Raw genomic sequence first — 25,673 nt, forward strand, 5'->3', positions numbered from 1 at the left:
CATTAATTATTTTATCTTATAACTGATAGTAATTTTACTCATATTATCACGGTTTAGCTAATCAATTATAGTCATCGCATCGTCACTCACCGAAGAGGGCAGTATGCAAAATACCAAGGTTGCGTTAGTGGTCGGGGCCAACGGCATTATCGGCGGCAGGCTTATCGAGGAGCTGGAATCACGGCGGTGGCAGGTGATCGGGCTGTCGCGCCGGGGCGGCATCGGGCGCCCGGCGGTCAGTTACCTGAAGGTGGATTTGCTGGATGCGCAGGCGACGCGCCGCGCGCTGCGGCCGCTGACCGGCATCACCCATATTTTTTACGCCGCTTATCAGGATGCGCCAGACTGGGCGGGGCTGGTCGGCCCTAACCTGATGATGCTGAAAAACGTCGTCGAGGCCGTCGAACCGGTGGCGCAAGGCCTGGAACATATCAGCCTGATGCAGGGCTACAAGGTCTATGGCGCGCACCTGGGCCCGTTTAAGACGCCGGCGCGGGAAACCGACGCCGGGCATATGCCGCCGGAATTCAACGTCGACCAGCAGCACTACCTGGAGCGGCGCCAGCAGAATAAACGTTGGACCTGGTCGGCCATCAGGCCGGGCGTGGTGGGCGGTTTTTCATTGGGTAAACCCATGAACCTGGCCCTGAGCATTGCCGTTTACGCCTCGATCAGCAAGGCGCTGGGGGTGCCGCTGCGTTTTCCCGGCAAACCGGGCGCTTACCATGCCCTGCTGGAAATGACCGATGCCGGGCTGCTCGCCCGGGCCACGATATGGGCCGCCACCGAACCCAACGCGGGCAATCAGGCCTTTAACATCAACAATGGCGATCTGTTTCGCTGGAGCGAGCTATGGCCGAAAGTTGCCGGTTATTTCGGTCTGGCGACGGCTCCGCCCTTGCCAATGCCGTTAACCGCTATCATGGCGGACAAAGCGGATATCTGGCGTGATTTGGCGCGCGAACATGGCTTATCGGCGCCAGATTACCAGGCGGTGGCGGGGTGGCCGTTTGCCGATTTCGTTTTCTCCTGGGATTACGATATGTTTGCCGACGGCGGCAAGGCCCGGCGTTTCGGTTTCCATGAATTCGTCGAAACCGAAACGATGTTCTACGCGCTGTTTGATCAATTCCGTCAACGCAGGATCATTCCGGGCGCACCGCAAAGCGCGCCTCCAGCCGGCTAAAACCCAGGCCGTTAACCTTTTTCACCTTGATTTGCACCGGAATCCGCTCTTTCATGGCGTCCACGTGGCTGATGACGCCAATCATCTTGCCGGTGGCGTTGAGCGAATCAAGCGCATCCAGGGCGATATCCAGCGTTTGGGCGTCCAGGGTGCCGAAACCTTCGTCGAGAAATAGCGAATCAATCTGGGTCTTATGGCTGACCAGATCCGACAGGGCCAGCGCCAGCGCCAGGCTTACCAGGAAACTTTCCCCGCCGGACAGGGTGCGGGTATCGCGCACCGCGTCCGCCTGCCAGGTATCCACCACTTCCAGCTCCAGTTCCGCCTCGGGTTTGCGCTGTAGCTGATAGCGGCCGTGCAGGCGCGACAACTGCTGGTTCGCCAGGTAGATCAGATGCTCAAGCGTCAGGCCCTGGGCAAATTTGCGGAACTTGTCGCCCTCTTTGGAGCCGATAAGCTCATTAAGATAGCTCCAGTCCGCATAGCGGCCTTCGCCGGCGGCGATTTCCGCCAGCAGGCCCTGCTGGTCGTGCTGGCGCTGCTGGTGGCTTGCGAGCTGCTGCTGCACTTTGCCCTGCAGCCGCGCCTGTTCCCATAACAAGGTCTTGATATCGGTCAACGTCCGCTCAACGCCTGCCGGATCGGCATCGGCGCTCAGGGTGGCCGGCCGTTGGTCCAGGTGTTGCCGCAGCGCCAGATCCGCCTGCTGCTGCAGCATTTCCGCGCGCTGCCGCCGTTCTTTTATTTGCTCGCGCAGTTCGCGCAGCCGGTCCCGTTCCTCTGGGGGCAACAGGGCCGATTGCAGTTCGGCCAGGGTGCCGTAGGGGCTGGCGTCGATGGCCGCCAGCAGGGTTTCCGTCGCCCGTTGCGTTTGCTGGATAAACTCTTGCAACTGGCGTTGCTGTGCCCGGATATCGCCGGCCAGAAGATGCAATTTTTCCTGCGCCTGCTGCAACTGCCGCTCGGTCTGGCGGCGCGACAGTTCGACCTCCTCCGTGCGTGCGCGCAGCTGGGCACTCAGCTGCGCCACGCTCCGATCGCCCGCCAGCCGGCCGCGCTCTTCCCACGCCTGCCGCAGCGCGTCGCCGGTTTGCTGCTGTTGCTGCCCGAGGGCGGTCAGCTGTTGGTCCAGTTCGGCCAGGGATTCCCGATGGTCGCGCATTTCGCGGTCCAGGACGGTAAGGTCGTTGTTCAGCGTCTGTTCCCGCTGCTGGTGGTATTGCCACCGCTGCCATTCCTCCTGGCGCTCGGCCAGCCAGGCCTCGACGCCGGGATCCGCTGGCATGGCCAGGCCGAGCAGGGCAAGAGCCCGGGCATTTTGCGCCGCCAGTTGGTCGGCCTGGTGCTGTTGTTCACGGCAGCGATGCTGTGCCTGTTGCAGCCGTTGGGCCACGGCTTCGCGCCGCTGGGCGTTCAGCGCCAGCCGCGAGTCCAGACGTTGCCATTCGGTATTGGCCTGCGCCAGGGCGTCGCGGGCCGCCTGCCAGCGCTGGTTGTCCTGCTCCCATGCATCCAACTGCTGGTGTAGTGCCTGTTCGCGCGCGTCGTGTTGCGCCAGCCATGCGGCGACGGCGGCGGGTTCGGCGGGCGACAGCGCGACATCCAGCGCGGCGGCGGCCTGTTGCCAGCGTTCCTCGAGCGTCGCCAGCTCCTGCCGCAGTCGCGCTTGTTCTTCCTCCGCCTGGCGCTGCTGATTGAGCAGCATCTCATGGCGGGTCTGGGCCGCCACCACGGCGGCATTGAGTTTTTCCACCTCCGGCAGCAGGTCCTGCCGGCGACGGTCGGTCTGTTCCGGCTGCAGGCCCTGGTGCAAGCCTATGCCGGGGTGCTCGGTGGCGCCGCACAGCGGGCAGGGATTGCCCGGATGCAGCTGTCCGCGCAGTTCGCCGAGCGAGACGATATGTTGTTCCAGCCGGTAGCGCTCGGTGATTTCCGCCAGCAGCGCGGCTTTATCGGCCTGCGAGCGCCGCAGCCCGGCGAGGCCCGCGCTGATATCGGCGCCGTCTTGCCGCAGTTGGATTTCCCGCGTCTGGTTTGCCGCCAGATCACGGGCGACGCGCTCAACCTGCGGCAGCAGGGAGGTGAACTGGGCGCGCCGGCCGCGCATCTGCTGGCTTTGCTGCCATTCGGCGCGCAGGGCGGCGACCGGGGACCGTGCTTCCTGTTGATCCCGCCGCCGTTGCAGCGCCTCCAGCTGCGCCGTCAGGGCCGCCACCTGCAGCCGGCAGGATTCGGCCGCGCTGAGCTCCGCCGCGCGCGCGGTATCAAGGCGCTGTTGCTCCTGCGCTATTTCCGCGCTTTGGCGGATTAATTCGTCGATGTCGCGCTGCTCGCGCCGGCGCCGGGCAAATTGCTCGCGCCAGAGCGGCAGGTGCTCGCCCCACTGACGGCAGGCGGCATGCTGGCGCAGATATTCCCCGGCAAGCCGCGCCTGCTGTCCGGCCTGTTGATGCTCACGCTGCTTTTGCTCAAGCGTCGCCAGTCTCTTTTGCCGCTGGCCGGTTTGCGCCAGCCGCTGCTGTTCCTGCTGCCCGGCCAGTTGCTCAAGCCCGGCAATTTTCTGGTCCAGCGGCACAATCTGCTCGTCAATCAGCCGCTGTTGCGCGAGCTGATGGCGGGCGTGTTCCTCCCAGGCCTGCCGGGCCGCGTCGGCCTGCTCCCGCAGAGGTTGCAGCGCCTGCTGGTTTTGCTGTTCCTCGGCGCGCCCGCTGGCGATGGCCTGTTCCACCCGTTCCAGGGCCAGCGCGCCGCGCTGTCGCTCGTCGAGCAAAGGGCGCAGGGCTTCCGCCGGTTCTGCCCGCGCCAGCAGGGCGAGCTGTTCCCGCGCCTCCAGGGCCGCCGTGGTGGTTGCCTGGCGCTGGGCCTGGGCCTGGGCCAGGGCGTCTGTCAACTGCCGGTGCCGCTCCAGCCAGGACTGATGCCGTTGCGCCTGCAGCTGTTCGGCATTCAGGCGCGTCTGCTCATCCCGTAACCGCACCAGCTCGTCGTTAAGTTCGCGCAGCTGAGGCGCGCTCAGCAGTTCGATGGCGGCGGCGCGGGCGCGCAGCGTTTCCAGCTCTCCCCGCACCGTTTTATGGCGCTCGAAGATTTCGGCGGAAATGCGACCGTAGATATCGGTGCCGGTCAGCTCCTCCAGCAGTTCGGCGCGGTTTTTGGCGTCGGCGTTTAAGAAGGCGGCAAAATCCCCCTGCGCCAGCAGGACGGATTTGGTAAAACGCTCGAAATCCAGACCGGTCAGTTCGGTGGTCAGGCGCAGCTTTTCGCCGATCTTATCCGCCAGGATCGCGCCGTCGTCCAGGCGCGCCAGCTCGACCCTGATATTCTGCAGTTTACCCCCGGGACTGTTTTTCGCGCGCCGCTGGCTCCAGAAGGCGCGATACCCGACGCCTTTCACCGCGAACTCCACCTCCGCCAGGGATTCGGCGCTCAACCGGGTCATCAGCTCCTGACCGGGTGAATCCTTCAGCCGCGGCGTGCGGTGATACAGCGCCAGGCATATGGCGTCCAGCAAGGTGGTTTTACCGGCCCCGGTGGGCCCGGTGATGGCAAACAGGCTGGCGCGATCGAACGGGTCGGCGGTAAAATCAATTTTCCACTCGCCCTTGAGCGCATTGATATTTTTCAGGCGCAGCGTCAGTATTTTCATTGGGTTTCCCCATCGGTCCCGGGGGCCGGCGACAGCGTATCTTCCGCCGCCGCGCCCCGTTGGATATCCGCCGCTACCTGCCGGTAAAGCAGGCGGAGCCGGTCCAGATCCCCGGGCGCGGGGCCGGGAATCAGCGCCAGCCGCCGCTCAAACACGTCGCCGACGCTCAGTTCGACCAGCGTTTCCCGATGCAGGCGCTCCGGGGCCGACCGCCGCTGTTCGCGGTTACGGCGCAATAGTACGATTTCCACCGGCAGGTTGGCCGCCACCTGCTGGATATGTTGCTGGATATCATTGAGCCAGGCGTCGGTCACCACCTCGATATCCAGCCAGACGGGCGTAGGCGCCTGGTAATCGCCGAACGCGCGTAGCTGCGCCTCGATTTCCGCCAGGTTGCCTTTTATCAGGTGCAGGGCCTGGGTTTCCGGTATCGGCAACGCAAGGATCTCCGCCGCGCCCTGGGCATCAAAATTGACCATATTGACCTGCTTGGGCTGCCCGGTTTCATCAAAACTCAGGGCGATGGGGGAACCGCAGTAGCGGATATGCTGTTGGCCGCCGATGCACTGCGGTCGGTGGATATGGCCGAGGGCAACATAGTCCGCCGGCGGGAACAGCTGGGCGGGGAACGCGTCCAGGCTGCCGATATAAATATCGCGTACTGAGTCGGTGGCGGCGGCCCCCACCGTGGTCAGGTGGCCGGTGGCGATAATCGGCAAACGGCCGGGCAGCGTGGCGCGCAGGGCCAGCGCCCGATCATAAAGCGCCTGGTAATGGGCGGCGATGGCGTCCATCAACGCCCGCTGTTTGTCATCCCCAGATTGTCCGGCGCGGCTGGTCAGCACATCCCGGGGGCGTAAAAACGGGATGGCGCACAGAATCGCCCCCGGGTTTCCACTACGATCGCGCAGGAGGAATACCGGCTGTTCGCTGCCGCTGTCATCATCGTCGCGGGCGATGTTTTCATCATCGTCCCGGTCATTGTTCGCGCCGGCGCCAGCGGTGCCGGCGATAACATGGGTATTCATGCAGGCCAGCAGCGCGCGGGATTCATTCAGGGTCGCCACCGCGTCGTGATTGCCCGCCAGCGCGATGAGCTGGCAACCGGTCGGCTGGAGTTCCACCACGAAGCGGTTGAACAGCTCGCGGGCATAGCTGGGCGGAGTGCCGGTATCAAAAATATCGCCGGCCACGATCACCGCGTCAATGCGATGCTCTTCCACCTGCGCCACCAGCCATTGCAGGAATGCCCTGTGCTCACGGGCGCGATTCTTGGTGAAAAACGACTGACCCAGATGCCAGTCAGAGGTATGGATGATCCGCATGACGCTCCAGCGAGAGTGCAAAAGCCAGGGCTGAGTATAAACCTTCCTCCGGATGATGCCGATGGAAAGGTTTTATTCGGGAAGGCGCGCCGCAAAAAATTGCCATCCACTATGCTTGTAGCACGAATCGCTGATTTTAATAAATCTGTCATAAAAGTGACGCATAATGCCCGGGCACGTTAACCGCAGAGATTAATGGCAGGAAAATAATGGCAAAACGCATCTTAGTCGTGGAAGACGAAGCGCCGATTCGTGAAATGGTGTGCTTCGTACTTGAACAGAATGGCTTCCAGCCCATCGAAGCCGAAGACTACGGCACGGCGGTCAGCCGTATGGCGGAGCCTTATCCGGATCTGGTACTGCTCGACTGGATGTTGCCGGGCGGTTCGGGAATTCAATTTATCAAACATATGAAACGCGAAGTGTTGACCCGCGATATTCCGGTCATGATGCTGACCGCGCGCGGGGAGGAAGAAGATCGGGTCCGCGGACTGGAGGTGGGCGCGGATGATTATATTACCAAACCGTTCTCGCCCAAGGAGCTGCTGGCCAGGATCAAAGCGGTAATGCGCCGCATTTCGCCGATGGCGGTGGAAGATAAAATTGAACTGCAGGGATTAAGCCTGGATCCATCGTCGCACCGGGTGACGTCCAACGAGCTGGCCCTGGAAATGGGGCCGACCGAATTTAAACTGCTGCATTTTTTCATGACCCATCCCGAGCGGGTATATAGCCGCGAACAGTTGTTAAACCATGTTTGGGGCACTAATGTGTATGTAGAGGACCGGACGGTGGATGTACATATCCGTCGCCTGCGCAAGGCGCTGGAAACCGGCGGTCACGATCGTATGGTGCAGACGGTTCGCGGCACCGGCTATCGTTTTTCCGCCCGCTATTAACACGGTTTCAAGGGAGCGCGTCCGGTGCTAGAACGTTTATCCTGGCGAAAAGTGGTATTCGAACTGGGGCTGTTTTGCCTGCCCGCCCTGCTGCTGTCGATATTTGTCGGCCATCCGGCCTGGCTATTAGTGGCGGCGCTCCTGGCCGCGCTGGTGCGCAACTATTATTACCAACTGCGGCTGTCCCGCTGGCTATGGGTGGATCTCAGGCGCACGCCGCCGGTAGGGCGGGGGAGCTGGGAGCCGCTGTTCTACGGATTGCATCAGATGCAACTGCGCCATCGCCGGCGGCGGCGCGAGCTGGCGACGCTGTTTAAACGCTTTCGCAGCGGCGCCGAAACCCTGCCGGACGCCCTGGTGATGCTGACCGACGACGGTCATATTTTCTGGTGCAACGGCCTGGCGCAACAGCTGCTCGGGTTCCGCTGGCCGGAAGACAACGGGCAGCATATCCTTAACCTGCTGCGTTATCCTGAATTCAACAGCTATATCCAGGGCCGGTCCTTCCTGCGCCCGCTGACATTGCTGCTCAATAACCAGCGTTACGTTGAATTCCGGGTCATGCCCTATACCGACGATCAGTTATTGATGGTGGCGCGCGATGTCACCCAGATGCGCCAGCTGGAAGGGGCCCGGCGCAACTTCTTTGCCAATGCCAGCCATGAGCTGCGTACCCCGCTGACGGTGCTGCAGGGTTATCTGGAAATGATGAGCGACCAGGACATGGACGAGACCATCCGAGCCAAGGCTATCCATACCATGCAGGATCAAACGCAGCGCATGGAGCGCCTGGTCAAGCAGCTCCTGGTATTGTCCCGCATCGAGGCCGCGCCCCAGGGCGAGGTTAATGAACGGATCGACATGCCGTCGATCCTCAAGCGTTTGCAGCAGAGCGCGGAGGGACTCAGCCAGCAACGGCATGAGATAGTGTTCCGGATTAACGAACAGCTGATGGTGCGCGGCAATGAGGAACAGCTGCGCAGCGCCGTGTCCAACCTGATTTACAATGCGGTCATTCATACGCCGCCGGGCACCCGTATCGAAGTCTGCTGGCAGCGCACCGCCGCCGGCGCGCAGTTCCAGGTCAGCGACAACGGCCCGGGCATCGCGCCCGAGCATCTGCCGCGCCTGACCGAACGTTTTTACCGGGTCGATAAAGCCCGTTCGCGCCAGACCGGCGGCAGCGGCCTTGGGCTGGCCATAGTGAAGCATGCGCTCGGCAATCATGACGCGCGCCTGGAAATCATCAGCGAGCCGGGCGCCGGCACCCGTTTTTTCTTTACCTTGCCGAACCGGTTGATCGTGCCCGCCGCCCTGACGCAAAATAGCGTCACGTCTTCCCCGCGTGTTAAACCCTGATGATAAACGCAGTAAAAACCCTGGGCTGGCTGCTGTGCCTGCTGCTGGCATTGCCGGCGGCGGCGCGGCCGCTGTCGGTGCTGTCGGGTAACCTGACCAGCAGCGGCTCCGATACGCTGGCGAATATGATGACCCTATGGGCGGCGGATTTCAGCCGCGATCATCCGGATGTCAGCGTCCAGATCCAGGCGGGCGGGTCGGCCACGGCGGCGACGGCGCTGGCCGCCGGCACCGCGCAGATCGGGCCGATGAGCCGGGTGATGACCGCCGCTGAAACCGCCGCGTTCCAGCGCCGTTACGGTTATCCGCCCCTGGCGGTGCCGGTGGCGTTGGATGCGCTGGTCATCCTGGTCAATCAGGATAACCCCCTGCCAACGCTGCGGCTGAGCCAGCTGGACGCCATTTTTTCCATCACCCGCAGCTGCGGCGACGCCCGGGCCATCACCCGCTGGGACGAGCTTGGCCTTACCGGGGCGTGGAACGGGCTGGCCCTGCTGCGTTATGGCCGCAACTCCGCCTCGGGCACCTATGGTTTTTTCCGCCAGCGGGCACTATGCGGCGGAGATCTGCTGCCGTCGGTCAATGAGCTGCCCGGCTCGGCCTCGGTGGCGCAGGCGGTGGCCGCGTCACGCAATGCCATCGGCTACGCCGGCATGGGTTTTCATGCCACCGGCGTCAGGATCCTGCCGTTAACCGACCAGGCAGGACGCCAGGTGATGCCGGATGAATCGACCCTGCGTAACGGCGACTACCCGCTGGTGCGCTACCTGTATATTTATATCAATAAGGCGCCGGATAAACCGCCGGCGCCGGCGATCGCCGCCTTTATGGACCGGATTTTATCGCCGCGGGGCCAGGGCCGCGCCCGGCAGGGTGGTTACCAGCCTCTGCCGGAGCCGGTCAGGCTGCGGGCGCGACGGGATATCGGGCTGGAGTGAATCCCTGAACGGCGGCGACGGGGGTGCCATCGCGCACGATTGATCATGAATAATTTTCAACTAAGGTGAAATTTCTTCGCCGGTGCGCCGTGCGGCCGCGTGCTAGTATGAGTGACAGAGTATAGACGTCTGGATGTCCATAGGTAACCCGCGGAAACTATTTCTCATTGGGACTATTCACATTCTCAACTATTTTCCAAGCCTTATTAGTTTGCGGGTCTTGACCAGGCCCGCAATGCCGGAGCTGTAACATGCAAAGAAACCGTCCCCCCTTCCGCGCCGATGTCGTCGGCAGTTTATTACGCCCAGAGGCGATCAAGCAGGCCCGCAGGCAGTTGCAGCAGGGGGACATTACCCCGGCTGAGCTGCGTGCCGTGGAAGATAACGAGATACGCCGGGTGGTTGCGCAGCAGCGCGAACTGGGATTGCAGGTGGTCACCGACGGCGAGTTCCGCCGCGCCTGGTGGCATTTTGATTTTTTCGAAGGATTGGACGGCGTGGAAGGTTATGACGTCGACCAGGGCATCCAGTTTTCCGGCGTGCAGACCAAGGCGCGCAGCATTAAAGTCACCGGCAGGGTGGCGTTCCGGCACCATCCGATGCTGGAGGACTTCCGTTTCCTGCAAAGCGTGGCCGGCGACGCGGTGGCCAAGATGACCATACCCAGCCCGAGCGTTATGCATTTTCGCGGCGGACGCGGCGCTATCGACGCCAAGGTCTATCCGGATCTGGCGGAGTATTTCGCCGATCTGGCCCAGGCCTGGCACGACGCCATCCGGGCTTTCTATGACGCCGGCTGCCGTTACCTGCAGCTGGATGACACCGTTTGGGCCTATTTGTGCTCAACGGACCAGCAGCGCCAGATCCGCGAACGCGGCGAGGATCCGGAACAACTGGCGCGCATCTATGCGGACGTGCTGAATAAAGCGCTGGCGGGCAAACCGGCGGATCTGGTGGTCAGCCTGCATGTGTGCCGGGGCAACTTCCGGTCCACCTGGATTTCCGAGGGCGGTTATGAGCCGGTGGCGCCTATCCTGTTCGGCGAGGTGAAGGTTGACGCCTTTTTCCTGGAGTACGACACCGAACGCGCCGGCGGCTTCGAGCCGCTGCGGTTTATCAAACCGGGTCATCAACAGGCGGTGCTGGGGCTGATAACCTCGAAAAGCGGCGATTTGGAAGACCCCGGGGCGGTGCTTGCCCGCCTGCGCGAGGCCACGCGCTATGTCGGCCTGGAGCAGCTGTGCCTGAGCCCGCAGTGCGGCTTCGCCTCGACGGAGGAGGGCAACCGCCTGACCGAAGAGCAGCAATGGGACAAGCTGCGGCTGGTGCTGGACGTATCGCGCCGCGCCTGGTAATCCCACCCGCATAAACCGGCCGGGCGCCTTCGTCGGGCCGGTGCGGATGCCAGCCGGTTGGCGGCGACCGCTGTCAGCCGCCGCGCCGTCGCCACGATTGCCTCTTTCATCCATCGGGTTCTGTTATAGCTAAAAGCGATCTGCTTCAACTATCTTGTAGCAGAAATTCCGCGGTAACTGAAAGTATCCACTGCTTTTCGGGCCTTTTTTTGGATTATCACTCTGCTTTCGGCTTCGACTATTGCCTTGAAGCGCTTTAAACGTTTAAATTGCGCCGGTTATTGCGTTATCCACGCTGTTTTTTGCGGCGGAATAGCATATCGGTCCGGACGATTGCGGCCGTTGCGGCGTGGCCGGTAGGGCATTCTATTGTCGTCGATGATGTCATAACCAGCCTAAGCGAGTTTATCATCATAGGTTTTACTTATTCTTCGTTCCCGAACAGGCACCACCAGATTTTATGAACCAGCGTTTAAGCTTCAGAGATATCCTTGCATTAGGATTTATGACCTTCGCCTTATTTGTCGGCGCGGGCAATATCATTTTTCCGCCGATGGTGGGATTGCAATCCGGGCCTTACGTCTGGTGGGCGGCGGCGGGATTCCTGATTAGCGCCGTCGGACTACCGGTGCTGACGGTCATTGCCCTGGCGCGGGTCGGCGGCGGCATCGATGCCCTCAGTTCGCCCATCGGCAGGAAGGCGGGATTACTGCTGGCCGTGGTGTGTTATCTGGCGGTGGGGCCGCTGTTCGCCACGCCCCGCACCGCGACGGTATCCTTTGAGGTCGGCCTGGCGCCGTTTACCGGCCAGGGTGAATTACCCCTGTTTCTCTACAGCCTGGTCTATTTTTCCCTGGTGATCGGTGTTTCGCTGTATCCCGGGCGATTGCTGGATACGGTCGGGCATATCCTGGCGCCGCTGAAAATGATCGCCCTGGCGATCCTGGGCGCCGCGGCCATGCTATGGCCGGCGGGCAGCCCCATACCTGCCACCGACGCGTACGCCCATTTGCCGTTTTCCAACGGCTTTGTTAACGGCTATCTCACCATGGATACCCTGGGCGCCATGGTGTTCGGCATCGTGATCGTCAACGCAGCCCGCTCGCGCGGCGTGCGTGACGCCGCCCTGCTGACCCGCTATACCATACTGGCCGGGCTTATCGCCGGCATCGGCCTGACGGCGGTCTATATCACGCTGTTCAAGCTCGGCTCCGGCAGCAGCGTACTGCTGCCGTCGGCGCAAAACGGCGCCGAGATCCTGCATGCCTATGTCCAGTATACCTTCGGCAATGCGGGCAGCGGATTCCTGGCCATCCTGATATTTGTCGCCTGCATGGTGACGGCGGTGGGGTTGACCTGCGCCTGCGCCGAATTTTTCAGCGAGCATTCGCCGCTATCCTACCGCACGCTGGTGTTTATCCTCGGGCTATTTTCCATGCTGGTGTCCAACCTCGGGCTGAGCCATCTGATTCAATTTTCCATCCCGGTGCTGACGGCTATCTACCCGCCCTGCATCGTGCTTATCCTGCTCAGCTTCACGCTGCGCTGGTGGCACAGCAGCACCCTGATTATCGCGCCGGCGATGCTGATAAGCCTGGTCTTCGGCTGCGTGGACGCCGTCAAGCTCTCGTCCTTCCAGGTATGGTTGCCGAAGTGGATACTGCATCTGCCGCTATCGGCACAGGGACTGGCCTGGCTGCCGCCGACGCTCGCCATCGGCGTCATGGTCGCGCTCTATGATAAATACGGCGCCCGCCACGAGGCCAGGGTCCGTCTATAGTCTTTCCGTATCTTATTAACCGCGGGTTCGTCCCGCGGCTATGGTTGATTGAAAAAACAGGGTAAATGGGTCATGCAACAACAACCCTCCGCATTAAAACGGGGTCTCACCACCCGGCATATCCGCTTTATGGCCTTAGGCTCCGCCATCGGCACCGGTCTGTTCTACGGCTCCGCCGACGCGATTAAAATGGCCGGTCCCAGCGTGCTGCTGGCCTATATGATTGGCGGCGTGGTGGCTTATATCATCATGCGCGCGCTGGGCGAAATGTCGGTGCACAGCCCCAATGCCGGTTCCTTCTCCCGCTATGCCCAGGATAACCTCGGCCCCCTGGCCGGTTATGTCACCGGCTGGACCTACTGCTTTGAAATCCTGATCGTCGCCATTGCCGACGTAACCGCCTTCGGCATCTATATGGGCGTATGGTTCCCTGCGGTGCCGCACTGGGTCTGGGTGCTGAGCGTGGTGCTGATTATCGGCGCCATCAACCTGCTGAATGTCAAAGCCTTCGGCGAGCTGGAGTTCTGGTTCTCGTTTTTTAAGGTCGCCACTATCATCATCATGATCCTGGCCGGCTTCGGCATTATCATCTGGGGTCTCGGCAACGGCGGCCGGCCCACCGGCATCCATAATCTCTGGTCCAACGGCGGGTTTTTCAGCCACGGTGTTATGGGCATGATCCTGTCGCTGCAGATGGTGATGTTCGCCTATGGCGGCATTGAAATTATCGGCATTACCGCCGGGGAGGCCAACGAACCGGAAAAATCCATTCCCAAGGCGATCAACTCCGTGCCCTGGCGCATCCTGGTATTTTATGTCGGCACGCTGTTTGTCATCATGTCCATCTACCCTTGGGATCAGGTGGGCACCGCGGGCAGCCCCTTCGTGCTGACCTTCCAGAAGCTGGGCATCGATACCGCCGCCGGCATCCTGAACTTCGTGGTGCTGACCGCCTCGCTGTCGGCGATTAACAGTGATGTGTTCGGGGTCGGGCGCATGCTGCACGGCATGGCAGGGCAGGGCCATGCGCCGAAGATGTTCGCGCGGGTTTCCCGCAACGGCATCCCCTGGGTCACGGTGCTGGTGATGATGTTCGCGCTGTTGCTGGCGGTCTACCTGAACTACATCATGCCGGAGAACATCTTCCTGGTAATCGCCTCGCTGGCGACCTTTGCCACGGTATGGGTATGGATCATGATTTTATGCTCGCAAATCGCCTTCCGGCGCAAACTCAGCGTCCAGGATACCAACGCGCTGGCGTTCCCCATGCCGGGCGGCGCGCTGGCGTCGGCGGCGGGCGTCGTGTTCCTGCTGTTTATCATCGGCCTGATCGGCTATTTCCCGGTCACGCGGATTTCGTTATATGTCGGGGCAATCTGGATAGCGCTGCTGCTTATCGGCTACGCCCTGATGCAACGCCGTAAAACCCGCCGCCTGGCTACCGCCCGCTAACATCGCCCTCAAAGACGTGTCAAAGGGAACGCGCTGGTTTGTAGACATAAAAAAACCGCCGGATAACCGACGGTTTTTTTAATCGCGCCAACGCCAAGCCGGCGGAATATCCACAGGCTGCTACAGACGGCTGGCGTTCTCGGACAGATACTTGGCCACGCCTTCCGGCGACGCGCCCATCCCTTCCTGGCCTTTTTCCCATTGGGCCGGGCATACTTCACCGTGTTCCTCATGGAATTGCAACGCGTCGACCATACGCATCATTTCGTCGATGTTACGGCCCAGCGGCAGATCGTTGACCACCTGATGGCGAACCACGCCCTCTTTATCGATCAGGAACGAACCGCGCAACGCAACGCCGGCTTCCGGATGTTCAATACCGTACGCCCTGATGATTTCATGCTTGACGTCGGCCACCATCGGGTACTGAACTTCACCGATGCCGCCTTTATCCACCGGGGTTTTACGCCAGGCGTTGTGCACGAACTCGGAGTCAAAGGACACGCCGATGATTTCCACGCCGCGTTTCTGGAACTCAGCGTAACGCTTGTCAAAAGCGATCAGCTCGGACGGGCAAACAAAGGTAAAGTCCATCGGCCAGAAGAAGATGACCGCGGGTTTGCCTTTGATATGGCTTTTCAGGTTGAAGTTTTCAACGATTTCACCGCTGCCCAATACAGCTGCGGCGGTAAAGTCTGGGGCTTGACGGGTTACCAGTACCATGAGTACTCCTGTAAAAAGCGGTTAGGTTAAATGTTATTAAAGAATACAAAACGAGGGCCAGTATAAGGTCTCGCGCCCGGTGGTAAAAGGCCATGGCGCCAATCGGTGAGATAGCTTCGGCCAATTGAAGGGCTAATGATTCAGATTAATACTACAAAATAACCCTTTCATGCGAAAGGGCGAGTTTCGTTAACCACAGGTCCGGTAAATTCCAGCCGCTATATATAGATAGCACAATTTATCGTTACCGCGCCGGCAGACGCCCGGTCGGGCATACATGCCGGCCCATTGTGGCAGGCGAACATGACCGGGCGGTGAAACCCGCGGCGAAATCTATAGCGTTGCGGCCCCCCGGCGCGCCATCTGCATCATCGCCGGATACAGACGCCAGAAACAGGCTTCGAGCGCCGGATAATGCCGCTCGATTTCCGGGAAGATGCCGCTTAGCGCTACCAGCCGGGGACGACGGCTGGCCATGCCGTTGAATACCGGCGCCAGGAACGCCAGATCGGCATAACGCTCCAGCCAGCGCTCGCGCCACAGATAATGATTAAGCTCCTGGAAGCCCGGGGGGGTTTCCGGCAGGGCGGGGGTAATCTCGCGCTCGGCGCGCAGGATAAACTGCCGCAGCGACAGCCCGGGCTCAACCTGCCGCCAATGCAGCGCCAGAAAGTGATCCCATACCACATCCAGCGCAATCGGCGCTATCCGCCGGTAATCGCTGCTGAATAACACCTTGGCGGCCTTGACCTCGGGGTGGATATCGGTAATGACATCAATCCTGCGGTGCATGCGGATACCGGCGGCCACGGACTCCGGAAACTGGCCGTCGGGATTGCCGCGGACAAAGTCCGCCACCAGGTTGCCCAGTAACGAGCTTTGCGCCAGCGAGGCGAGATGGAGATGGGCAAGAAAATTCATGCCAAGAGTATAGGTTAAAAACCGTTTGAATCCGCTTATTTCTTGCAGGTCGCGCCACATAGCCCTAGACTAAGCCGCCTGTTTTTTGAGTAAAGTGAACCGAAATGCGTGTGGCCGATTTCTCATTTGAACTTCCCGAAAACCTGATTGCCCATTATCCCCAGCCGCAGCGCAGCGCATGCCGCCTGCTGTCGCTGGCCGGGCCGTCGGGCGAGATAACCCATGGCGTATTTACCGATCTGCTGAATAAACTTAATCCCGGCGATTTGCTGGTATTCAACAATACCCGGGTAATCCCGGCGCGCCTGTTCGGCCGCAAGGCCAGCGGCGGTAAAATTGAAGTACTGGTGGAACGGGTGCTGGATGAGCACCGCGTGCTGGCCCATATACGCGCCTCCAAGGCCCCGAAGCCGGGCACCGCGCTGCTGCTGGGCGACGATGAAAGCATCAACGCCACCATGGTGGCCCGCCATGACGCCCTGTTCGAGCTGCGCTTCGATGAGCAGCGGGATGTGCTGACGCTCCTCAACGACGCCGGCCATATCCCCCTGCCGCCGTATATCGACCGTCCGGATGAAGCCGCCGATCGCGAGCTGTACCAGACGATCTACAGCGAACGCCCCGGCGCGGTGGCGGCGCCCACCGCCGGCCTGCATTTCGATACGCCCCTGATGGACGCGCTGCGCGCCAAAGGCGTCGAGATGGCGTTTGTCACGCTGCATGTGGGCGCCGGCACCTTCCAGCCGGTGCGGGTATCCCGGATCGAAGAACATGTAATGCACTCGGAATACGCCGAAGTGCCGCAGCCGGTGGTGGACGCGGTGCTGGCCTGCAAGGCGCGCGGCAACCGCGTGGTGGCGGTGGGCACCACCTCGGTGCGCTCGCTGGAAAGCGCCGCCAATGCGGCCGGCGCAGGGGATTTGGCGCCGTTTTTCGGCGATACCAGCATCTTTATTTATCCCGGCTATCGTTTTCGCGTTATCGACGTGCTGGTGACTAATTTTCATTTACCTGAGTCAACCTTGATTATGTTGGTATCCGCCTTCGCCGGTTACCGGCATACTATGGCGGCTTATAATGAGGCGGTCGCCGAACGCTACCGCTTCTTCAGCTACGGTGATGCCATGTTCATCACCGCCAATCCACAGGCGTCGCAAGACGCGATCGGGGACGCATAACCGGCCGGGCGGCGTATCCGCCGGGCTTTTTTGCCGGGACAATAGGGTGCCGGCAATGACTGCACCGGACTGTTTATCCGGTGGCGGAGGACGAGTGAAGTACCAATTAATCAAAACTGACGGACTGGCGCGGCGCGGGCGCCTGTCGTTCGAGCGCGGCACGGTGGAAACCCCGGCGTTTATGCCCGTGGGCACCTACGGCACGGTAAAAGGCATGACGCCCGGGGAAGTGGCCGAAACCGGCGCGCAGATCCTGCTGGGCAATACCTTTCACCTCTGGCTGCGCCCGGGGCAGGAGATCATGAAACTGCACGGCGACCTGCATGATTTTATGCAGTGGCATGGTCCGATCCTGACCGATTCAGGCGGCTTCCAGGTATTCAGCCTGGGGGATATCCGCAAGATTACCGAAGAGGGCGTGCATTTTCGCAATCCGATCAACGGCGACGCGATTTTCCTCAGTCCGGAAAAGTCGATGGAAATCCAGCATGACCTCGGCTCCGATATCGTCATGATCTTCGACGAATGCACGCCGTATCCGGCCGAGCACGACTACGCAAAAAAATCGATGGAGATGTCGCTGCGCTGGGCGGCCCGCTCGCGCGAGCGTTTTGACCAGTTGCAAAACAAAAATGCGCTGTTCGGCATCATCCAGGGCGGCGTTTACGAAGATTTACGAGATGTATCGGTAAAAAGACTGGTAGAGATAGGCTTTGATGGTTACGCTGTGGGCGGCCTGGCGGTGGGCGAGCCGAAAGCCGACATGCATCGCATCCTGGAGCACGTCTGCCCGCAAATCCCGGCGGACAAACCGCGTTACCTGATGGGCGTGGGCAAACCCGAGGATTTGGTGGAGGGGGTAAGGCGCGGTATCGATATGTTCGATTGCGTCATGCCGACCCGCAACGCGCGCAACGGTCACTTATTTGTCACCGGCGGCGTGGTGAAAATCCGCAACGCCGTTCATAAAAGCGATACATCGACCCTGGATGAGCATTGTGATTGTTACACCTGTCGCAATTATAGCCGCGCGTACTTGCATCATCTCGACCGTTGCAACGAAATACTCGGTGCCCGTCTGAATACTATCCACAACCTGCGTTATTATCAGCGTCTGATGGCGGGTTTACGCCAGGCCATCGATGAGGGTAAATTAGGGCGTTTCGTGGAACAATTTTATGGTCGGAGGGGGCAACCCGTTCCGCCTTTAGCCGTTGAATTACATAACAATGAGGGAATTTAAATGAGCTTTTTCAGTTCTGACGCCGCCGGCGCGGCCACCGGTCCGTCCCAGGGAAGTCCTTACTCTCTGGTGATCATGCTGGTGGTGTTTGGTTTGATTTTCTATTTCATGATCCTGCGTCCGCAGCAAAAACGCGCTAAAGATCATAAAAAACTGATGGACTCCATCGGTAAAGGCGATGAAGTACTGACCACCGGCGGCCTGGTCGGACGCGTCACCAAAGTCGCGGATACCGGCTATATCGCCATTGCGCTGAACGATACCAACGAAGTGGTCATCAAACGTGATTTCGTGGCTGCTGTTCTGCCGAAAGGTACGATGAAAGCGCTGTAATTAACGATTTTCCCGAAGGGAACTGCCGTGTTAAACCGTTATCCTTTATGGAAGTACATCATGCTGATCCTGGCGCTGGTCGTCGGGCTGCTGTATGCGCTTCCAAACCTATATGGTGAGGATCCGGCCGTACAAATCACTGGCGCGCGCGGTGCCGCCGCCAGTGAGACGACGCTGGTCCAGATCCAGAATGTGTTAAAAGAACAAAATATCACCAGCAAGTCCATTGCCTTGGAAAATGGCGCCATCCTGGCCCGTTTCGCCAATCCGGACGTACAGCTGCGCGCCCGCGAGGCGTTGTTAAGCGCCCTTGGCGAGAATTATATCGTTGCGCTGAACCTGGCCCCGGCCACCCCGCCCTGGTTAGCGGTGCTGGGCGCCGAACCAATGAAACTGGGCCTGGATCTGCGCGGCGGCGTTCACTTCCTGATGGAAGTGGATATGGATACCGCCCTGGGAAAACTCCAGGAACAGACCATGGATACCCTGCGCACCGATCTGCGTGAAAAAGGCATCCCCTACGCCACCGTGCGTAAAACCGATAACAACGGCACCGAAGTGGGCTTTCGCGACGCGGCCGCCCGCGACCAGGCGATCGCCTACCTGACCCCGCGCCATCGCGACCTGGTGTTCGGAAGCGTCGGTGAAACCGGCCTGCGCGCCGTCATGGCGGATACCCGCCTGCGTGAGGCCAGGGAATACGCGGTGCAGCAGAACATCACCATCCTGCGCAACCGCGTCAACCAGCTCGGCGTGGCCGAACCGCTGGTGCAGCGCCAGGGGGCCGACCGTATCGTGGTTGAACTGCCGGGCATCCAGGACACCGCGCGCGCCAAGGAAATCCTGGGCGCCACCGCCACCCTGGAATTCCGCCTGGTCAACAGCACGGTAGACCGCACCGCCGCCGCCAGCGGCCGGGTACCGGGGGACTCCGAAGTGAAATCCACCCGTGACGGCCAGCCGGTGGTGCTGTACAAGCGCGTTATCCTCACCGGCGATCATATTACCGATTCCACCTCCAGCGCCGATGAATATAACCGCCCGCAGGTCAATATTTCGCTCGATAGCACCGGCGGCACCAATATGTCCAATTTCACCAAGGACAATATCGGCAAGCCGATGGCGACGCTGTTCGTGGAATATAAGGACAGCGGCAAAAAAGACGCCAACGGTCGCTCGATCCTGGTGAAACAGGAAGAGGTTATCAACGTCGCGACCATCCAGTCGCGCCTGGGCAACAGCTTCCGCATCACCGGCATCGACAACCCGAATGAAGCCCGCCAGCTGTCGCTGCTGCTGCGCGCCGGCGCCTTGATTGCCCCGATCCAGATTGTCGAGGAACGGACCATCGGCCCGACCCTGGGCATGCAGAACATTACCCAGGGGCTGCAGGCCTGCCTGTGGGGACTGGTGGCGTCGATTGTCTTCATGGTGGTGTGGTATCGCAAGTTCGGCCTGATCGCCACCACCGCGCTGATTGCCAACCTGGTGATGATCGTGGGCATCATGTCCCTGCTGCCGGGGGCGACGCTGACCATGCCGGGTATTGCCGGGATCGTGCTGACGCTCGCCGTGGCGGTAGACGCCAACGTACTGATCAACGAGCGTATCAAGGAAGAGCTGAAAAACGGACGATCGGTCCAGCAGGCAATCCATGAAGGCTATCGCGGCGCATTCTCCAGTATCGTTGATGCCAACGTTACCACGCTGATTACCGCCATCATCCTGTATGCGGTCGGCACCGGCTCGATCAAGGGCTTTGCCATCACCACCGCGATTGGGGTTGCCACCTCGATGTTTACGGCGATTGTCGGCACGCGTGCCATCGTTAACCTGCTTTACGGCGGTAAACGCATCAACAAGCTGTCAATTTAGGAGTGGGTTGTGGCTCAGCAACATAGTGTTGAAGATTTAAATTACGGCCGTAGAGTCTATGACTTTATGCGCTGGGATTATATGGCGTTCAGTATCTCGATTACGCTGTTGATTATCTCGATCGCCATCATGTCGGTCAGGGGATTTAACTGGGGCCTGGATTTCACCGGCGGTACGGTGATTGAACTGAACCTGGAAAAATCCGTTGACCTGGACGCCATGCGCGATGCGCTGGAAAAAGCCGGCTTCAAGGAGCCGCTGATCCAGAACTTCGGCAGCAGCCGCGATGTCATGGTGCGCATGCCGCCGGTACAGGATGGCGCGGGCCAGGAACTGGGCAATAAAGTGCTCGGCGTGATCAACCAGACCTTCGAGCAAAACGCCGTGGTCAAACGCATCGAATTCGTCGGGCCGAGCGTGGGCAACGATCTGGCGCAGGCCGGCGGCATGGCGCTGCTGGTGGCGTTGATCTCCATCCTGATTTACGTCGGCATTCGTTTCGAATGGCGCCTGGCGCTGGGGGCGGTGCTGGCGTTGGCCCACGACGTGGTGATCACCATGGGGGTGCTGTCGTTGTTTCATGTGGAAATTGACCTGACCATCATCGCATCGCTGATGTCGGTCATCGGTTATTCGCTTAACGACAGCATCGTGGTCTCGGACCGTATTCGTGAAAACTTCCGCAAAATCCGTCGCGGCAGCTCTTATGAAATTATCAACGTGTCCCTGACCCAGACCTTAAGCCGCACCATCATGACCTCCGCCACCACGCTGATGGTGGTGCTGATGCTGTTTATCTTCGGCGGCCCGATACTGGAAGGCTTCTCGCTGACCATGCTTATCGGCGTGTCCATCGGTACGGTATCCTCCATCTATGTGGCCTCCGCCCTGGCGCTGAAGCTGGGTATGAAGCGCGAACACATGATGCAGCAGAAAGTCGAGAAAGAGGGCGCCGATCAGCCCTCGCTACTGCCATAACGGACGGTGCCCGCAAGCACCGCCTGGTGATAAAACAGACCCCGCGCCAGCGGGGTTTTTTATGGGTAAATGCCGCCGGGACGCGGGGTTATTGACGCGACAACGGTTTCACCGCATCTGGCGCCGGCGGGGTTTCGGGGGCATTGCGGATAATATCGCGCAGGCGGATATAACCCACCTGTTCCGGCGCCAGGCCGCTGAGCCGCAGCTCGATGGTGGCTTCCGGTTTCGGCAGCAGGGAGGCCGGCACGACGATCGGCTGGCTCAGGGTATCGGCGGTCAGCGGCTTGCCGGAGGCGGGATCAACCTGGCCCCAGTCGACCACCGCGTGGAACGCCGGCAGCGTCGACCTGTCCGCGGTGCGGATATGCAGCAGCGCCCGGGAACCGTTGGCCTCGGCTTCCACCGTGCCCAGTGAGACCAGCAGCATGCCGATACCGCTGTCTATCTGCGCGCCGGTCTGCGCCGCCGGATAGATATAGACGCCGTCGGCGGATTGCTCATTGAGCGCATTTTGCTGCATCAACGCCGACGCCTCGTCATTGAGATACTGCAGCCGTTGATTAAGCTGGACGATTTCACTTTTCAACTCGGGGATTTTAGGGTTCGATTGATGTGCGCAGCCGGCAAGCAACAGCAACGACGCGCCGGCGTAAAGCGAACGATAACTGGTTGTCATAGCAACAGTTTCCTTTTTCTGTCAGTTAAATACAGCTTAGCCCGGAACGTGCGGAATGTCATGAAATGATAACCGCTCGCCGCCCCGGAGCCGGCCCTTTCCCTGGGCGCGCCTCTTTGTTGTCGGCACGGTTCGCGCTAAACTACCCTATCCGTTTAAGCCGCGCAGGACGCCATATGCATTGTCCCTTTTGTTCCGCAGTCGATACCAAGGTCATTGATTCCCGCCTGGTGGGTGAGGGCTCGCAGGTGCGGCGGCGCCGTCAGTGCCTGGTATGCAACGAACGCTTTACCACCTTCGAGGTGGCGGAGCTGGTCTTGCCCCGGGTTATCAAGAGTAACGAGGTCCGCGAGCCGTTTAATGAAGACAAGCTGCGCAGCGGTTTCCTCAAGGCGCTGGAAAAAAGGCCGGTAAACTCCGACGATGTCGAAATGGCCATCAATCATATCAAATCGCAGCTGAGGGCGACCGGAGAGCGGGAAGTCCCGAGTAAAATGATCGGCAACCTGGTGATGGACGCGCTGAAAAAGCTCGATAAAGTAGCGTATATCCGTTTCGCCTCGGTGTATCGCAGTTTTGAGGATGTGCGCGAATTCGGCGAAGAGATCGCCCGTCTCCAGGACTAAGGACCCCGTTATGCAGCTTGATGAATTCTACATGGCGCGCGCGCTTGGGCTGGCCCGCCGCGGGCGTTTTACCACCGCGCCCAATCCGAACGTGGGCTGCGTCATCGTGCGCGAAGGTAACATCATCGGCGAGGGCTTTCATCTGCGCGCCGGCGAGCCCCATGCCGAAGTCCATGCCCTGCGCATGGCCGGCGCCGCGGCGCGCGGCGCCACCGCCTACGTCACCCTTGAACCCTGTAGCCATCACGGCCGCACGCCGCCCTGCGCCGACGCGCTGGTGGCGGCCGGGGTGGCGCGGGTAGTGGTGGCGATGCAGGACCCCAATCCCCAGGTGGCCGGACGCGGCATGTACCTGCTGCGCCAGGCCGGCGTATCGGTTGAGCACGGCCTGATGATGAATGAGGCCGAGGCGCTGAATCCGGGGTTCCTGAAACGCATGCGCACCGGCTTCCCGTATGTGCAGCTTAAGCTTGCCGCCTCGCTTGACGGGCGCACCGCCATGGCCTCCGGCGAAAGCCAGTGGATTACCTCGCCCCAGGCCCGCCGGGATGTGCAGGCATTCCGCGCCCGGGCCGGCGCCATTTTGACCTCCGCCGCCACGGTACTGGCCGACGATCCCGCCCTGACGGTGCGTTGGGAATCTTTGCCGGAAAGTATTCGTGAAGCGTATGCCCAGGCATCGCTGCGCCAGCCGGTGCGGGTGGTTGTCGATAGCCAAAACCGCGTAACGCCCGCACACCGCCTGGTTGCCCAGCCCGGCCAGACCTGGCTTGCCCGGCTGCGGCCGGACGACCGGCCATGGCCGCGGGACGTGGAACAGCTGACGCTGCCGTCCGGCCAGGGCGACACGGCGCGCGTCGATATCGTGGCGCTGATGCTGATGTTGGCCCGGCGCCAGGTAAACACCCTGTGGGTCGAGGCCGGCGCCTCGCTGGCCGGCGCATTGCTTAACGCCGGGGTGGTGGACGAATTGATTCTGTACCTGGCGCCTAAACTGCTGGGTTCGGCGGCGCGTGGGCTGTGCGATCTGCCCGGGCTGGACACCCTGGCGCGGGCGCCGGAGTTTGACCTGGCCGACCTGCGCCAGGTGGGGCCGGATATCCGCCTGCGGCTTAAACCGCGTTACCCCTGGTAGTAATTGGCCCGAGCAGCGGGCAAAAGAATATGTTAGAATCCGCCCCCTCGTGGGCAATTACCACTATTTGCCAATTGAAGGAAAGCCATGAACGTTATTGAAGGTGTTGTTGCAACCCCGAATGCCCGTATAGCGATTGCGATTGCGCGCTTTAACCACTTCATCAACGACAGCCTGCTCGAAGGCGCGATTGATGCCCTCAAGCGTATCGGCCAGGTCAAAGACGACAATATCACCGTGGTCTGGGTTCCCGGCGCCTATGAGCTGCCGCTGGCGACCCGCGCATTGGCGAATAGCAAAAAATTTGACGCCGTGGTGGCGCTGGGTACGGTAATCCGTGGCGGCACCGCGCATTTTGAATATGTCGCCGGCGAATGCAGCTCCGGTCTGTCAAGCGTTGCCATGAGCAGTGAGCTGCCCGTGGCCTTCGGCGTGCTGACGACGGAAAGCATTGAGCAGGCAATAGAACGGGCCGGCACCAAAGCCGGCAACAAAGGTGCGGAAGCAGCACTCACCGCACTGGAAATGATCAACGTACTGAAAGCTATCAAAGCGTAAGTAAAGGGGAAATTCGTGAAACCTGCTGCTCGTCGCCGTGCCCGTGAATGTGTCGTCCAGGCACTTTACTCATGGCAGTTATCTCATAACGATATCGCTGACATTGAAGTCCAGTTCCTTGCGGAGCAGGATGTCAAGGATGTGGATATCGCTTATTTTCGCGAGCTGTATACCGGTACGGCGACGCATGCAGCGGAGCTGGATCAGCTTATGGCACCCTACCTTTCACGTCAGCTCGACGAGTTGGGCCATGTGGAAAGGGCGATTTTGCGCCTGGCGCTGTATGAATTAAGCAAACGCCTGGATGTGCCGTATAAAGTGGCCATCAATGAGGCCATCGAGCTGGCCAAAACCTTTGGCGCGGAAGAAAGCCATAAGTTCGTCAACGGGGTGCTGGACAAAGCGGCCCCGCACATCCGTCCCAACAGGAAGTAACGCTTTTCCGGCCGGTTTTCCGGCCGCAGCCCTTTTTCGCGATAGCATATACAACAACATTTGGATAGGTTATGGCCTGTGGCGAATTTGATCTTATTGCCCGCTATTTCAACCGCGTAAGAAGTGTCCGGCGGGATGTCATAGTGGGTATCGGCGATGATTGTGCGCTGCTGTCGGTTGATGAAAAACGACTGATTGCGGTCAGTACCGATACCCTGGTGTCGGGTATTCACTTTCTGCCGGATATCTCCCCAGCCGATTTAGGCTACAAATCCCTGGCGGTAAATCTCAGCGACCTGGCTGCCATGGGCGCCGATCCCGCGTGGCTGTCGCTGGCGCTCACCTTGCCTGAAATTGATGAATCCTGGCTGGCCGCCTACAGCGACAGCCTGTATGAACAGCTCGATTATTATGGCATGCAGCTGATTGGCGGCGATACCACGCGCGGCCCGCTCAGCCTGACGCTGACCATTCACGGCCTGATCCCCGCCGGGCGCGCCATCACCCGATCCGGCGCGCGTATCGGCGACTGGATTTACGTCACCGGCACCCTGGGCGACAGCGCCGCCGGCCTGGCGATATTGCAGGACCGGCTGCAGGTCGATTCGCCGCGGGACCGGCAATATCTGTTGTCGCGCCATCTGCGTCCCCAGCCGCGCATCCTGCAGGGGCAGGCGCTGCGCGATCTGGCCAGCTCGGCCATAGATTTATCCGACGGAATCCTGTCCGATCTGCGCCATATTCTCGATCAGAGCGAGTGCGGCGCGCGCATTCATGTGGAAGATCTGCCTTTTTCCACCGAGCTGCGACGTCACGCCACGCCGGAACAGGCGCTGCGCTGGGCGTTAAGCGGCGGCGAGGATTACGAACTCTGCTTTACCGTGCCGGAGATCAACCGCGGCGCGCTGGATGTCGCGTTAGGGCATACCGGGGCGGATTTCACCTGTATCGGCCAGATCGGCCCGTGCGGCGAAGGCCTGCAGCTATTGCGCGACAATCAACCGGTGACCTTCGATTGGCAAGGCTATGACCATTTTAACCAGGAGTAA

At 60.6% G+C, this 25,673-nt stretch carries 22 protein-coding genes; 17 read left to right on the plus strand and 5 right to left on the minus strand.

Annotated elements, in window-relative coordinates:
* Nucleotides 1–103 precede the first annotated feature (103 nt).
* Complete coding sequence (locus GRH90_RS19720) at nucleotides 104–1,186, plus strand: SDR family oxidoreductase (protein WP_162367670.1); 1,083 nt, start codon at nucleotides 104–106, stop codon at nucleotides 1,184–1,186.
* Here GRH90_RS19720 and GRH90_RS19725 read toward each other — a convergent pair.
* Nucleotides 1,146–4,832 carry an AAA family ATPase gene (locus tag GRH90_RS19725; protein WP_162367671.1) on the minus strand — a complete coding sequence of 1,229 codons (3,687 nt, stop codon included), beginning with the start codon at nucleotides 4,830–4,832 and terminating at the stop codon, nucleotides 1,146–1,148. The genes GRH90_RS19720 and GRH90_RS19725 overlap by 41 nt on opposite strands.
* Nucleotides 4,829–6,157, minus strand: coding sequence for an exonuclease subunit SbcD (sbcD, locus tag GRH90_RS19730; protein WP_162367672.1), 1,329 nt, complete (start codon nucleotides 6,155–6,157; stop codon nucleotides 4,829–4,831). The genes GRH90_RS19725 and sbcD overlap by 4 nt, the downstream gene beginning before the upstream one ends.
* A 209-nt stretch (nucleotides 6,158–6,366) precedes the next feature.
* Here sbcD and phoB point away from each other — a divergent pair, with 209 nt between their 5' ends.
* From phoB to proY, 6 genes are all read left to right on the plus strand, one after another.
* Nucleotides 6,367–7,056, plus strand: coding sequence for a phosphate response regulator transcription factor PhoB (gene phoB, locus GRH90_RS19735; protein WP_162367673.1), 690 nt, complete (start codon nucleotides 6,367–6,369; stop codon nucleotides 7,054–7,056).
* A gap of 24 nt (nucleotides 7,057–7,080) precedes the next feature.
* The gene (phoR, locus tag GRH90_RS19740) at nucleotides 7,081–8,415 is read left to right on the plus strand and encodes a phosphate regulon sensor histidine kinase PhoR (RefSeq protein ID WP_162367674.1); all 1,335 of its coding nucleotides are present in this window, start codon (nucleotides 7,081–7,083) and stop codon (nucleotides 8,413–8,415) included.
* A complete protein-coding gene (locus GRH90_RS19745) occupies nucleotides 8,415–9,353 on the plus strand; it encodes a PstS family phosphate ABC transporter substrate-binding protein (RefSeq protein ID WP_162367675.1) in 939 nt (312 codons plus the stop codon). The genes phoR and GRH90_RS19745 overlap by 1 nt, the downstream gene beginning before the upstream one ends.
* Nucleotides 9,354–9,604: 251 nt before the next feature.
* On the plus strand, nucleotides 9,605–10,708 hold the full coding sequence (locus tag GRH90_RS19750; protein WP_162367676.1) for a cobalamin-independent methionine synthase II family protein: 1,104 nt from the start codon (nucleotides 9,605–9,607) through the stop codon (nucleotides 10,706–10,708).
* A gap of 460 nt (nucleotides 10,709–11,168) precedes the next feature.
* Nucleotides 11,169–12,488, plus strand: a complete 1,320-nt coding sequence (gene brnQ / locus GRH90_RS19755; protein WP_162367677.1) for a branched-chain amino acid transport system II carrier protein — start codon at nucleotides 11,169–11,171, stop codon at nucleotides 12,486–12,488.
* A 72-nt stretch (nucleotides 12,489–12,560) separates the two neighbouring features.
* The gene (gene proY, locus GRH90_RS19760; RefSeq protein ID WP_162367678.1) at nucleotides 12,561–13,940 is read left to right on the plus strand and encodes a proline-specific permease ProY; all 1,380 of its coding nucleotides are present in this window, start codon (nucleotides 12,561–12,563) and stop codon (nucleotides 13,938–13,940) included.
* A gap of 120 nt (nucleotides 13,941–14,060) precedes the next feature.
* Here proY and GRH90_RS19765 read toward each other — a convergent pair whose 3' ends face one another.
* Together GRH90_RS19765 and GRH90_RS19770 are read right to left on the minus strand one after the other, a co-directional pair.
* Entirely contained in the window at nucleotides 14,061–14,663 is a 603-nt protein-coding gene (locus GRH90_RS19765; protein WP_162367679.1) for a peroxiredoxin C, read from the minus strand.
* A gap of 333 nt (nucleotides 14,664–14,996) precedes the next feature.
* Nucleotides 14,997–15,584: an acyl carrier protein phosphodiesterase gene (locus tag GRH90_RS19770; protein WP_162367680.1), complete on the minus strand. Its 588-nt coding sequence runs from the start codon at nucleotides 15,582–15,584 to the stop codon at nucleotides 14,997–14,999.
* 104 nt (nucleotides 15,585–15,688) lie between these two features.
* On the opposite strand from GRH90_RS19770, the gene queA reads away from it, so the two are divergent.
* From queA to secF, 5 genes are all read left to right on the plus strand, one after another.
* Nucleotides 15,689–16,762: a tRNA preQ1(34) S-adenosylmethionine ribosyltransferase-isomerase QueA gene (queA, locus tag GRH90_RS19775; RefSeq protein ID WP_162367681.1), complete on the plus strand. Its 1,074-nt coding sequence runs from the start codon at nucleotides 15,689–15,691 to the stop codon at nucleotides 16,760–16,762.
* Between the two features lie 94 nt (nucleotides 16,763–16,856).
* Complete coding sequence (gene tgt / locus GRH90_RS19780; protein ID WP_162367682.1) at nucleotides 16,857–18,005, plus strand: tRNA guanosine(34) transglycosylase Tgt; 1,149 nt, start codon at nucleotides 16,857–16,859, stop codon at nucleotides 18,003–18,005.
* Nucleotides 18,006–18,338 (plus strand): preprotein translocase subunit YajC, encoded by a 333-nt coding sequence (gene yajC, locus GRH90_RS19785; RefSeq protein WP_162367683.1) that lies wholly within the window; start codon nucleotides 18,006–18,008, stop codon nucleotides 18,336–18,338. It begins immediately after the preceding gene.
* Between the two features lie 27 nt (nucleotides 18,339–18,365).
* On the plus strand, nucleotides 18,366–20,213 hold the full coding sequence (gene secD / locus GRH90_RS19790; RefSeq protein WP_162367684.1) for a protein translocase subunit SecD: 1,848 nt from the start codon (nucleotides 18,366–18,368) through the stop codon (nucleotides 20,211–20,213).
* Nucleotides 20,214–20,222: 9 nt separating this feature from the next.
* Entirely contained in the window at nucleotides 20,223–21,191 is a 969-nt protein-coding gene (gene secF / locus GRH90_RS19795; RefSeq protein WP_162367685.1) for a protein translocase subunit SecF, read from the plus strand.
* A gap of 88 nt (nucleotides 21,192–21,279) precedes the next feature.
* Here secF and GRH90_RS19800 read toward each other — a convergent pair whose 3' ends face one another.
* On the minus strand, nucleotides 21,280–21,870 hold the full coding sequence (locus GRH90_RS19800; RefSeq protein WP_162367686.1) for a SadB/YajI family lipoprotein: 591 nt from the start codon (nucleotides 21,868–21,870) through the stop codon (nucleotides 21,280–21,282).
* Nucleotides 21,871–22,046: 176 nt separating this feature from the next.
* Here GRH90_RS19800 and nrdR point away from each other — a divergent pair, with 176 nt between their 5' ends.
* From nrdR to thiL, 5 genes are all read left to right on the plus strand, one after another.
* Nucleotides 22,047–22,496 (plus strand): transcriptional regulator NrdR, encoded by a 450-nt coding sequence (gene nrdR / locus GRH90_RS19805; RefSeq protein WP_162367687.1) that lies wholly within the window; start codon nucleotides 22,047–22,049, stop codon nucleotides 22,494–22,496.
* 10 nt (nucleotides 22,497–22,506) lie between these two features.
* The gene (gene ribD, locus GRH90_RS19810; protein WP_162367688.1) at nucleotides 22,507–23,631 is read left to right on the plus strand and encodes a bifunctional diaminohydroxyphosphoribosylaminopyrimidine deaminase/5-amino-6-(5-phosphoribosylamino)uracil reductase RibD; all 1,125 of its coding nucleotides are present in this window, start codon (nucleotides 22,507–22,509) and stop codon (nucleotides 23,629–23,631) included.
* Between the two features lie 87 nt (nucleotides 23,632–23,718).
* Nucleotides 23,719–24,189 (plus strand): 6,7-dimethyl-8-ribityllumazine synthase, encoded by a 471-nt coding sequence (gene ribH, locus GRH90_RS19815; protein WP_162367689.1) that lies wholly within the window; start codon nucleotides 23,719–23,721, stop codon nucleotides 24,187–24,189.
* Nucleotides 24,190–24,204: 15 nt separating this feature from the next.
* Complete coding sequence (gene nusB, locus GRH90_RS19820; RefSeq protein ID WP_162367690.1) at nucleotides 24,205–24,624, plus strand: transcription antitermination factor NusB; 420 nt, start codon at nucleotides 24,205–24,207, stop codon at nucleotides 24,622–24,624.
* 71 nt (nucleotides 24,625–24,695) lie between these two features.
* Nucleotides 24,696–25,673: a thiamine-phosphate kinase gene (thiL, locus tag GRH90_RS19825; protein ID WP_162367691.1), complete on the plus strand. Its 978-nt coding sequence runs from the start codon at nucleotides 24,696–24,698 to the stop codon at nucleotides 25,671–25,673.

This window comes from Acerihabitans arboris (assembly GCF_010131535.1).
GTDB classification, from domain to species: Bacteria; Pseudomonadota; Gammaproteobacteria; order Enterobacterales; family Enterobacteriaceae; genus Acerihabitans; species Acerihabitans arboris.

Coding starts and splice junctions, on each gene's coding strand:
- nrdR (WP_162367687.1), top strand. CDS start 22,047: ATGCATTGTCCCTTTTGTTCCGCAGTCGATACCAAGGTCATTGATTCC.
- GRH90_RS19750 (WP_162367676.1), top strand. CDS start 9,605: ATGCAAAGAAACCGTCCCCCCTTCCGCGCCGATGTCGTCGGCAGTTTA.
- queA (WP_162367681.1), top strand. CDS start 15,689: ATGCGTGTGGCCGATTTCTCATTTGAACTTCCCGAAAACCTGATTGCC.
- GRH90_RS19800 (WP_162367686.1), bottom strand. CDS start 21,870: ATGACAACCAGTTATCGTTCGCTTTACGCCGGCGCGTCGTTGCTGTTG.
- brnQ (WP_162367677.1), top strand. CDS start 11,169: ATGAACCAGCGTTTAAGCTTCAGAGATATCCTTGCATTAGGATTTATG.
- GRH90_RS19725 (WP_162367671.1), bottom strand. CDS start 4,832: ATGAAAATACTGACGCTGCGCCTGAAAAATATCAATGCGCTCAAGGGC.
- proY (WP_162367678.1), top strand. CDS start 12,561: ATGCAACAACAACCCTCCGCATTAAAACGGGGTCTCACCACCCGGCAT.
- ribH (WP_162367689.1), top strand. CDS start 23,719: ATGAACGTTATTGAAGGTGTTGTTGCAACCCCGAATGCCCGTATAGCG.
- yajC (WP_162367683.1), top strand. CDS start 18,006: ATGAGCTTTTTCAGTTCTGACGCCGCCGGCGCGGCCACCGGTCCGTCC.
- GRH90_RS19720 (WP_162367670.1), top strand. CDS start 104: ATGCAAAATACCAAGGTTGCGTTAGTGGTCGGGGCCAACGGCATTATC.
- ribD (WP_162367688.1), top strand. CDS start 22,507: ATGCAGCTTGATGAATTCTACATGGCGCGCGCGCTTGGGCTGGCCCGC.
- thiL (WP_162367691.1), top strand. CDS start 24,696: ATGGCCTGTGGCGAATTTGATCTTATTGCCCGCTATTTCAACCGCGTA.
- phoB (WP_162367673.1), top strand. CDS start 6,367: ATGGCAAAACGCATCTTAGTCGTGGAAGACGAAGCGCCGATTCGTGAA.
- GRH90_RS19745 (WP_162367675.1), top strand. CDS start 8,415: ATGATAAACGCAGTAAAAACCCTGGGCTGGCTGCTGTGCCTGCTGCTG.
- GRH90_RS19770 (WP_162367680.1), bottom strand. CDS start 15,584: ATGAATTTTCTTGCCCATCTCCATCTCGCCTCGCTGGCGCAAAGCTCG.
- sbcD (WP_162367672.1), bottom strand. CDS start 6,157: ATGCGGATCATCCATACCTCTGACTGGCATCTGGGTCAGTCGTTTTTC.
- GRH90_RS19765 (WP_162367679.1), bottom strand. CDS start 14,663: ATGGTACTGGTAACCCGTCAAGCCCCAGACTTTACCGCCGCAGCTGTA.